Annotated in this window: 9 protein-coding genes, 1 tRNA gene and 1 pseudogene; 2 read left to right on the top strand and 9 right to left on the bottom strand. The window is 68.0% G+C overall.

Features of this window, described 5'->3' with window-relative positions:
• Positions 1-55 precede the first annotated feature (55 nt).
• From A9X00_RS14255 to A9X00_RS14245, 3 genes and pseudogenes are all read right to left on the bottom strand, one after another.
• Positions 56-1,078, bottom strand: a pseudogene (locus A9X00_RS14255) (PP2C family serine/threonine-protein phosphatase); the annotation flags it as partial.
• Positions 1,079-1,166: 88 nt separating this feature from the next.
• Positions 1,167-1,634 (bottom strand): FHA domain-containing protein, encoded by a 468-nt coding sequence (locus tag A9X00_RS14250; RefSeq protein WP_067154186.1) that lies wholly within the window; start codon positions 1,632-1,634, stop codon positions 1,167-1,169.
• A gap of 128 nt (positions 1,635-1,762) precedes the next feature.
• Positions 1,763-3,487, bottom strand: a complete 1,725-nt coding sequence (locus tag A9X00_RS14245) for a DUF3662 and FHA domain-containing protein (RefSeq protein ID WP_067154181.1) — start codon at positions 3,485-3,487, stop codon at positions 1,763-1,765.
• 253 nt (positions 3,488-3,740) lie between these two features.
• Between A9X00_RS14245 and A9X00_RS14240 the strand changes: the two genes are divergently transcribed.
• Positions 3,741-3,826: transfer RNA gene (locus A9X00_RS14240), tRNA-Leu, on the top strand.
• Between the two features lie 66 nt (positions 3,827-3,892).
• On the opposite strand, the gene A9X00_RS14235 is transcribed toward A9X00_RS14240, so the two are convergent.
• Positions 3,893-4,381 (bottom strand): glutathione peroxidase, encoded by a 489-nt coding sequence (locus tag A9X00_RS14235; RefSeq protein WP_067154177.1) that lies wholly within the window; start codon positions 4,379-4,381, stop codon positions 3,893-3,895.
• Between the two features lie 22 nt (positions 4,382-4,403).
• Positions 4,404-4,757: a VOC family protein gene (locus A9X00_RS14230; RefSeq protein WP_067154174.1), complete on the bottom strand. Its 354-nt coding sequence runs from the start codon at positions 4,755-4,757 to the stop codon at positions 4,404-4,406.
• Positions 4,758-4,795: 38 nt separating this feature from the next.
• Between A9X00_RS14230 and A9X00_RS14225 the strand changes: the two genes are divergently transcribed.
• On the top strand, positions 4,796-5,065 hold the full coding sequence (locus tag A9X00_RS14225; protein WP_067154170.1) for a YdeI/OmpD-associated family protein: 270 nt from the start codon (positions 4,796-4,798) through the stop codon (positions 5,063-5,065).
• Between the two features lie 20 nt (positions 5,066-5,085).
• Here A9X00_RS14225 and A9X00_RS14220 read toward each other — a convergent pair whose 3' ends face one another.
• The 4 genes from A9X00_RS14220 to A9X00_RS14205 all read right to left on the bottom strand — a co-directional run bounded on the left by A9X00_RS14220 (position 5,086) and on the right by A9X00_RS14205 (position 8,252).
• The gene (locus tag A9X00_RS14220) at positions 5,086-5,385 is read right to left on the bottom strand and encodes a GNAT family N-acetyltransferase (protein WP_067154167.1); all 300 of its coding nucleotides are present in this window, start codon (positions 5,383-5,385) and stop codon (positions 5,086-5,088) included.
• Positions 5,382-6,353 carry a pirin family protein gene (locus A9X00_RS14215; protein WP_067154164.1) on the bottom strand — a complete coding sequence of 324 codons (972 nt, stop codon included), beginning with the start codon at positions 6,351-6,353 and terminating at the stop codon, positions 5,382-5,384. Before A9X00_RS14215 ends, A9X00_RS14220 begins: the two co-directional genes overlap by 4 nt.
• A 28-nt stretch (positions 6,354-6,381) precedes the next feature.
• Entirely contained in the window at positions 6,382-7,764 is a 1,383-nt protein-coding gene (locus A9X00_RS14210; protein WP_067154161.1) for an acyl-CoA dehydrogenase family protein, read from the bottom strand.
• 71 nt (positions 7,765-7,835) lie between these two features.
• Positions 7,836-8,252 carry a WhiB family transcriptional regulator gene (locus A9X00_RS14205; RefSeq protein WP_067154154.1) on the bottom strand — a complete coding sequence of 139 codons (417 nt, stop codon included), beginning with the start codon at positions 8,250-8,252 and terminating at the stop codon, positions 7,836-7,838.
• Positions 8,253-8,375 lie beyond the last annotated feature (123 nt).

Genomic DNA, 8,375 nt, shown 5'->3' with positions numbered 1-8,375 from the left:
GCATCCAAGGGTCGCTGCTGGGAATGTCGCTGCACGAACCCTATTTGATCGGTTGCCTCAACGCCCGCAAGATCGACACCATGCCGTGGTATTCGGCGACGTAGTAGTTACTGCGGATGATGGCCCGGCCGATGCCCAGACCCGCGAGCACCAGCAGCACCATCAGTGTGACGACGATCGCCATCCGTCGACGTGACCATCGCTGCCGCCGAGATGGTTCCTCTTGTGGCGGAACGCGTTTGGCGACCTCGTCGCGGGGCCTGATGGCCGAGGCGCGGCCGGCGGAGGTGTTGGGCAGGGTGGTCAGCTGGTCGTCGTCGCCGGATACCGCGCCGGCCAGAATCGGCTGGGTCTGGCCGTAGTCGTAGTCGACGACGTCGGCGACCACCACTGTCACGTTGTCCGGGCCGCCGCCGCGCAGCGCCAATTCGATCAGGCGGTAAGCACTTTCGGCGACATCGGGGATCTGCAGTGCCTCGTGGATGGTCTCGTCGCTGACCGGGTCGGACAGTCCGTCGGAGCACAGCAGGTAGCGATCGCCGGCGCGCGCCTCGCGCATGGTCAGCGTGGGTTCCACCTCGTGGCCGGTCAGCGCCCGCATGATCAGCGATCGCTGGGGGTGGCTGTGCGCCTCTTCCCGGGTGATGCGGCCCTCGTCGACCAGGGTTTGGACGAACGTGTCGTCCTTGGTGATCTGGACGAGCTCACCATCGCGTAGTAGGTAGCCACGCGAGTCGCCGATGTGCACCAGCCCAATCCGGTTGCCGTCGAACAGGATTGCGGTAAGTGTGGTGCCCATTCCTTCCAGGTCGGGTTCCATCTCGACCTGCGCGGCGATGGCCGCATTGCCCGCGCGCACCGCCGCATCGAGCTTGGCGAGCAGGTCGCCACCGGGTTCGTCGTCGTCGAGGTGGGCCAGCGCGGCGATCACCAGCTGGGAGGCCACCTCACCGGCCGCGTGACCGCCCATGCCGTCGGCCAGGGCCAGCAGCCGGGCTCCGGCGTAGACCGAATCTTCATTGTTGGCGCGTACCAGGCCGCGGTCGCTGCGGGCGGCATATCGCAGGACCAGGCTCACGGGCGCCACTCTCCCCCGCACGCGGGAGGTGCCCCCACAACCCCGGCTTGAAAATGCGCCAAGCCGGCGCCTTCGTCGTAGGCGCGGCTCACGGGCGCAGCTCAATCGCCGTCTTGCCGATACGAATCGGCGTCCCGATGGGAACCCGTACCGCAGTCGTCACCTTCGCCCTGTCAAGGTAAGTGCCGTTGGTCGATCCTAGATCCTCGACGTACCATTCCGAGCCACGCTGAGACAGCCGGGCATGCCGCGTCGAGGCGTAGTCGTCGGTGAGCACCAGCGTCGAGTCGTCAGCGCGGCCGATCAACACCGGCTGCCCACTGAGCGTGATACGAGCGCCCATCAACGCCCCCTCGGTCACCACCAGATAGCGTGCGGCGGTGCGGCGCTGGCGTGCGGGCAACAGGGTGCCGCGCAACGCCAAACCGCGGCGCACCATGACTGCCCCGGTCGGCGCGTAGATATCGGTCCGCAGGACCCGCAACACCGACCAGATGAATACCCATAACAACATTAAAAATCCGGCACGCGTCAGCTGCAGTACTAGTCCCTGCATCTGGCGTCCTTTCCGTCCTGGCGCCGCACCCCTCGTCGCACCCGTGATACCGAGCACATCAGCAACGTCACGATACTTGGACGGTCGTCGCCGCGGGGCGAAGCACGGCAGCTTTGAGCCCGGTGCGTCTAGTGGATGCGAACGATGATCTCCGAGTGGCCCAGACGGATGACGTCGCCGTCGGCCAACTGCCACTCCTGTACCGGTGCGTTGTTGACGGTGGTGCCGTTCGTCGAGTTGAGGTCAGATAGGAGCGCGACCTGCCCGTCCCAGCGGATCTCCAGGTGGCGCCGCGACACCCCGGTGTCCGGCAACCGGAACTGGGCGTCCTGGCCGCGGCCGATGATGTTGGAGCCCTCGCGCAGCTGATAGGTCCGGCCGCTGCCGTCGTCGAGCTGCAGGGTCACCGCCGCTCCGGCGCCCCCATAGCCGCCCTGCCCGTACCCGCCGTAGGCCGCGCCCGCCGGCTGACCGTAGTCCGCCGCACCGTAGTCGGCCGGCTGGCCGTACTCCGCGGCCTGGCCGCCGTACTCGTAGTCGCGGTGTTGGGTCTCGGGGTATCCGCCGCCCTGCGGGGCATAGCCACCGCCCGGAACGCTTTCGGCGTATTGGGTGTAGTCGCCCGCGCCGTACTCCTGCTGGCCGTATCCCCCGCCCTGCTGGTAGCCCTGCTCGTACCCGCCGCCTTGCTCGGGGTAGGGCGGCTGATGCTGCTCGGGCGCGACCTGCTCGGCCGGAGGCGCGTAGCCCGCCTCCTCCGGACGAGCCGGGCCGCGACCGTATTCGCCGTAGCCGCCGCCGTAACCCTGCTGGCCGCCGCCGGGCTGGCCGCCTCCGGGTGCGCCGTAGCCGCCGCCCTGGCGGTAGCCCTGGTCGTAGCCTTGCCCACCGTAGCCGGGGCCGGGCGGACGCTGCTCATACGACGGCGGGTAGCCGCCACCCTGCGGTTGGTCGGGGTAGCCACCGCGCTGTTCTTGGTAGCCGCCCTGGTCGGGGTAGCCCCCCTGCGACGGGTAGCCGCCCTGCGGTTGGTCGGGGTAGCCGCCGCGCTGTTCTTGGTAGCCCCGCTGGTCGGGGTAGCCCCCCTGCGGGGGGTAGCCGCCCGGCGGTTGGTCCGGATAGCCGCCGCGCTGTTCTTGGTAGCCGCCCTGGTCGGGGTAGCCGCCCTGCGGGGGGTACCCGCCCTGCTCCGGCGGACGAGGCGGCGGATATCCGCCCTGCGGGGGGTAGCCGCCTTGCTCGGGCGGGTAGCCACCACGCGGATCCGGTCCGCCCTGCGGCTCCGGGCCGCGCTGCTCATCCTGCGGACGGCCGTAGCGGTCGTCGTAGTACTCGTCACCGGGCCGCCCCTGCCCCTGACCACCGCGGTAGCTCGAATTGTCAGTCATTGCTGCTACTCCTCGTTCTGCGCCGAACGCGTGAATTGATTGTGGCCGGGGCGGATGGTTGACGGTCGGGCGGGGCTCGACATCGGGATTGACAGCACCGCGGGTGCGGTACTGCCCGGTATGCAGGCTCGACGACTGCTCGAACCGGACGACGACATCACCATACGTTTGCCACCCCTGTTCATAGATATAGTCGGCCAGGTACCTCGCGAAAGCGCTCGACGTGGGATTCCTGTCGGCGCCGACCTTCGCAAAGTCGTGCATACCGAGGGTAATGATGTATTCGTTGGGGGCCAAAAGACGACCGCCGTGAAGCGCGCGGACACCGTCCTCGGCTTCCCGGCGCAATAGCGCTTCAACCTCTTGCGGGACGATCGATCCGCCGAACACGCGGGCGAACGCGTTGTCGACGGTCGCCTCGAGCCTGCGCTCGATGCGTTGCACGAGCCCCCGTTGGCTACTCATGTTTCAGCGCTCGCCCGCTGCTGTCGTGGTGTGTCGCGGGCGCGAGGCAAACGGACCGCCCGCGTGTTGTTTCACCCCCGCATGTTATCGGGACACCGGGAGACTGCGGCACCGTGGGAATTCTGAGAATCGGATCCGTCCAGCTCAGAGCCGCGCGGTGCGGCCTTCAGCGGGCGCGGACGGCCGCCCAGGACCGCCGAGGCGATTGGGGCACACGGCTATTAGAGTGGTATGGTCCATCGGTTGATTTTCCGGGCGAGTGGCGGAATGGCAGACGCGCTGGCTTCAGGTGCCAGTGTCCTTCGGGACGTGGGGGTTCAAGTCCCCCTTCGCCCACCAAGAGTGGTTCGAGAAAGGTCACGACCTCCAAAGAGGGCGTGACCTTTATGTTTTGGTCTGGGTCGCCTACTGCGGGAGCACGGCCTCGATGGCGTCGACGACCTCGGGGGCGTCGGGTTGCGTGCGGGGACGGAATCGATTGACCACCTGACCGTCGGGGGCAACCAGAAACTTCTCGAAGTTCCATTGGATGTCGCCGGCCGAGCCTTCGGAATCGGCGGCCTTGGTCAGCTCGGCGTACAGCGGGTGGCGCTGGTCGCCGTTGACGTCGGTCTTGGCGAGCAGCGGGAACGTCACCCCGTACGTCGTCGAACAGAACTCCTGGATCTCATCGGCGGTGCCGGGTTCCTGGCCCATGAATTGGTTGCACGGAACGCCGACAACCGTCAGACCGCGGTCGCGGTAGTCCCTGGCCAGCTTCTCCAACGCGGTGTACTGCGGCGTCAGCCCGCACTTGGAGGCCACGTTCACGATCAGCGTTGCGCCGCCGGACAATTCGGCCAGCGTGGTGGGCTTGCCGTCGAGGGTCGTCAGGGCGATGTCGTTGAGGGTCACGTCGACGACGCTAACACTTGTTTCAGCGGGCCAGCGGGCTGTAGAAAACCAGGCCGTTGCCCTTGTTGTCGTAGACCACGGCGCGCCGCTCGTGGGCGTCGTCATACGGGCCTTTCACGATGCCGCCGCCGCTGGCCTCGACGGCCTTCGCCGCCGCGTCGACGTCAGCGGTCTTGATGCCGACGACCACCTGGCCGGGGATGGGATGGTCCACCGCGGTCGCCAGCGCCAGGGTGACGGCCCCGCCGTCGAGGGCGGCGAAGTGGGCGCCGTCGCGGAACTTCAGGGGCATCCCCAGGGTCTCGCTGTAGAACCGGATCGATTCGTCGAGATCATCGGTCGACATTACGATCATCCGCACTTCGTGACCGCTCACTGATGCCTCCTGTGGCCGGGTCGCCTTACCCTAACCCCATGAGCAGCAACCGAGTACCGGGCGGCGTGGTGCACACGCTGCCGGCAGACCTGCGTGAAGCGCTGGCGGCCAACTCGACCGCGCTGGCGGCCTGGAAGGACATCACCCCGTTGGCGCGCAACGAGTTCATCTGCTGGGTCGAGGACGCCAAACAGGAGGCGACCCGCAAGCGCCGCATTCGCCGAACCCAGGAGGAACTGGAGGAAGGCATGCGCCGCCCGTGCTGCTGGCCCGGCTGCAAGCACCGGGAGCGCAACGGCAAGGCCTAGCTAGCCCCGCGCGGCGGACGTCACGCCGGATCGGTGATGTCGTCGTATTCGGGATGCTTCTTGAGCACGGTGACGACCATGGAACACACCGGGACTATGCGCTTGCCGTCGGCCCGGGCCGCCTGCAGCGCTTCCTCGACGAGGATGGTCGCCAGGCCGCGTCCGCCGTACGCGGGGTCGATCTCGGTGTGGTGGAAGACGCGCTGATCGCCGCGGTCGACGTAGTCGGCGAGGCCGACGGTTTTGCCGTCGACGGCAATGGTGTACCGGCCCTCCTCGGCAGTGACGGTGGTTGGTGCGCCGGTCTTGTCGGCGGTCATATGTGTTCCTTCCCTTGGGGTATCGGTCGCGCTCGCAACCGAACGGTCGGCAGCGGCGGGGCCGGCAGCCGGGTTACCGAGCCCCGGTAGCCGGTGACGGCGCCGAACCGTTCGTCTGCCTCCTGCCACAGCCGGCGGTAGTCCGCGATGTCGTCGTGACTGCGCCCGACGAAGTTCCACCACATCACGAGCTCTTCGGCGAACGGGATTCCGCCCAGCAGCAGCACCCGTGCCGGTCGGCCGCGCGCGTTGCGCAACCGCAAGGACGAAGCGCCCGAGCCTTGGTATCCGAGATCGCCGACCGCCAGCGTGGTGTCGCCCATCTCGACGGGCCCGAGATCGCAGAGCACGCCGTGTTCGAATGCCGGGTCGACGTCGATGTCCAGCGTGGCGTCGGGCGGCAGATCGATCTGGGCGCCGACCAGTGGGCTGAACGTGCGCACCGGCGACCGGTCACCGGCCAGCTCCCCGAGAAAGACACGTGCCTGCCCGCCGGGCAGTGCCACGGGCAGCGGCACGTGGTGCGCGAAATCGCGGCCGGTGTCGCGGGCGGAATCGGGCAGCGCCACCCACAACTGAACCCCATGCAAGACCGCGTCCGAATCGATCGACACCTCGGAGTGACAAATGCCCGCGCCCGCGGTCATCAGGTTCAGCTCGCCGGGCCTGACCATGGCGTGCATGCCGGCGCTGTCCCGATGCTCCACTCCCCCGCTGAACAACCAACTGACGGTTTGCAATCCGGTGTGCGGATGCGGCGGGACGTCCATGCGTGCGCGCACGGGACCGTAATGGTCGATGAAACACCACGCCCCGATCAGCGAGCGTTGCCGTTGCGGCAGCGTGCGCTGCACCCTGATCGCCCTCGGCCCGCCCAATGGAACCTCGCGCGGACGCAACAGCTCGGTGCCGAGCACCCGTGAAGTGCCGCAGGCGACTTCGTCCGGTGCCGGCTCGAGGTTGCTCACCGAATCGACGCTACGCCTGATTGGGGCATCACTTGTGCGGCGGCCGCAACACCTTCATGGCCAGCCGCATGACCGGTTCCGGCACGCGATCCTGCATCGCCAACGCGGTATCGGCGGCGCGGGACCGCAGCGGGGCGCCGCGGCCGAAGATGCGGTTCAGCGGCCCGCCGGTCGGCTCGATCACCACATGCAGCGGCGGGGTGCCCACCGCAGCGCCCAGCGCGTTGGAGATGACCATCCGCTGAATCTCGCTGGTGCCCTCAAAGATGGTGTACAGCTTGGCATCCCGATACCACTTCTCCACCGGGTGGTCGGTGATGTAGCCCCACCCACCCATGGTCTGGATCGCGCGTTCGGTGGCCCGCACGGCGACCTCGCTGGCGGCGAGTTTCGACATCGAGCCCTCGCCCCGCTCGAAGGGTACCCCGTTGGCCGCCATCCAGGAGGCGCGCCAGGTCAGCAGCCGAGCGGCATCGATCTGCGTGGCCAGCTCCGCCAGCGGAAAGGCGATGCCCTGGTTGTCGATGATCGGTCCGCCGAACGCCTCGCGCTCGGTGGCGTACGCCGTCGCGTACTCCAATGCGGCGCGGGCGATCCCGATCGCCTGGGCGGCCACCATCGGTCGGGTCTGCTCGAAGGTGCCCAGCGTCGCCGAGCCGGACTGTTTTCCGCCGGCCACCACCTCGCGGGCCTTGGCCAGCTTGTGTTCCAGCTTCTCTTCTCCCCCAAGCAAATTGGCGCCCGGGACACGCACGCCCTCGAACAGCAACTCGGCGGTGTGCGACGCCCGGCAGCCGAGCTTGTCGAGCTTTCGCAGCAGCTTCAGCCCGGGCGTCCCGCCGGGCACCACGAACAGCGCCTGCCCGCGATGTCCGAGTTCCTCGTCGACCACGGCGTTGACCACATGCACGTTCGCGATGCCGCCATTGCCGATCCACATCTTGTGGCCGTCGATGATCCAGTCGTCACCGTCGCGGCGCGCGCGGGTGCGCAGGTTCCGCACGTCGCTGCCGCCCTCGGGTTCGGAGATCGCCAGGGCGGCGAGCTTGATATCGCCGGGCGTGCCGAAACACTCGGGCGCCCACTGGAGCATTTGTTCAGGCGACGCGGCCTGACCGATCGCCGACAGCGCCAGCGCCGGCATGACGATCGCCAAACCGATTCCCGCACAGCCCCAAAAGAGCTCCTCCATGAACATCGGCAACGAGATACCGGTCGGGTCACCGATCAGGTCGCGATAGAACAACGGGCTGTAGAAACCGCGCTGGGCCGCCTCCTCCAACACCGGCCAGGGAAACTCCTGGCGCTGGTCGTAGTGCAGCGCCACCGGGCGGATCACTTCTTCGGCGAACTCGTGGGTGCGCCGGGCCAGATCGTGCTGTGCGGCCGTCGGCGTCAGGTCGAATGTCATGGATCCGCCTTCGGGTCGACAGACTCGGTCGTGCCAAGCCCGACTACCCCGTCGGCGGGGTCAGCAAACTGTCACGCGGCCGAACGCGGTCCCACTTGCGCGATCGGCAGGTGCAACACCACCGCCGCGACCGGCATCGCCTCGTGCTCGTGGCGTGCCAGCAGGGCCGCGTTCTCGGGGAGCTGCCGCGAGTTGATTTCGCCGGCGGCGATGCGCCGCAGGACGTCGTGCGCGCGGGCGAGCTGTTCCCGCTTCCGATACTGGCCGCCGGGCAGCTTGACGCCCGCCCAGACGCCGTACTCCTCGCGGTGCGCGATGGCGTGCTGGGCGCAGCGACGCTGCTGGGCCAGCGGGCAGCGGCGCAGGCACTGGATCCGCGCCTCGGTCGCGGACCGCTCGTAGGCGCGCGCCTTCGCCGCACCGTCACCGCCGTCGTCGTCGGGGTAGCCGAACCACAATTCCGGGTTGGCTGAGCAGGGGTGTCCCATGGCCGGTCTCCTTGGGTCAGTAATGAAACGTAGGTGAAAGCGTATACGCGTAACGCACGCCAGCGCAAGAGAAACGTGACAAAAACGTATAAGCGCTGGATGGACAGTGGCCGTGTGTAATAT

The organism is Mycobacterium sp. 1245805.9 (assembly GCF_001672915.1).
Lineage (GTDB): Bacteria > Actinomycetota > Actinomycetes > Mycobacteriales > Mycobacteriaceae > Mycobacterium.
This window is presented reverse-complemented; position numbering and strand designations above follow the sequence as displayed.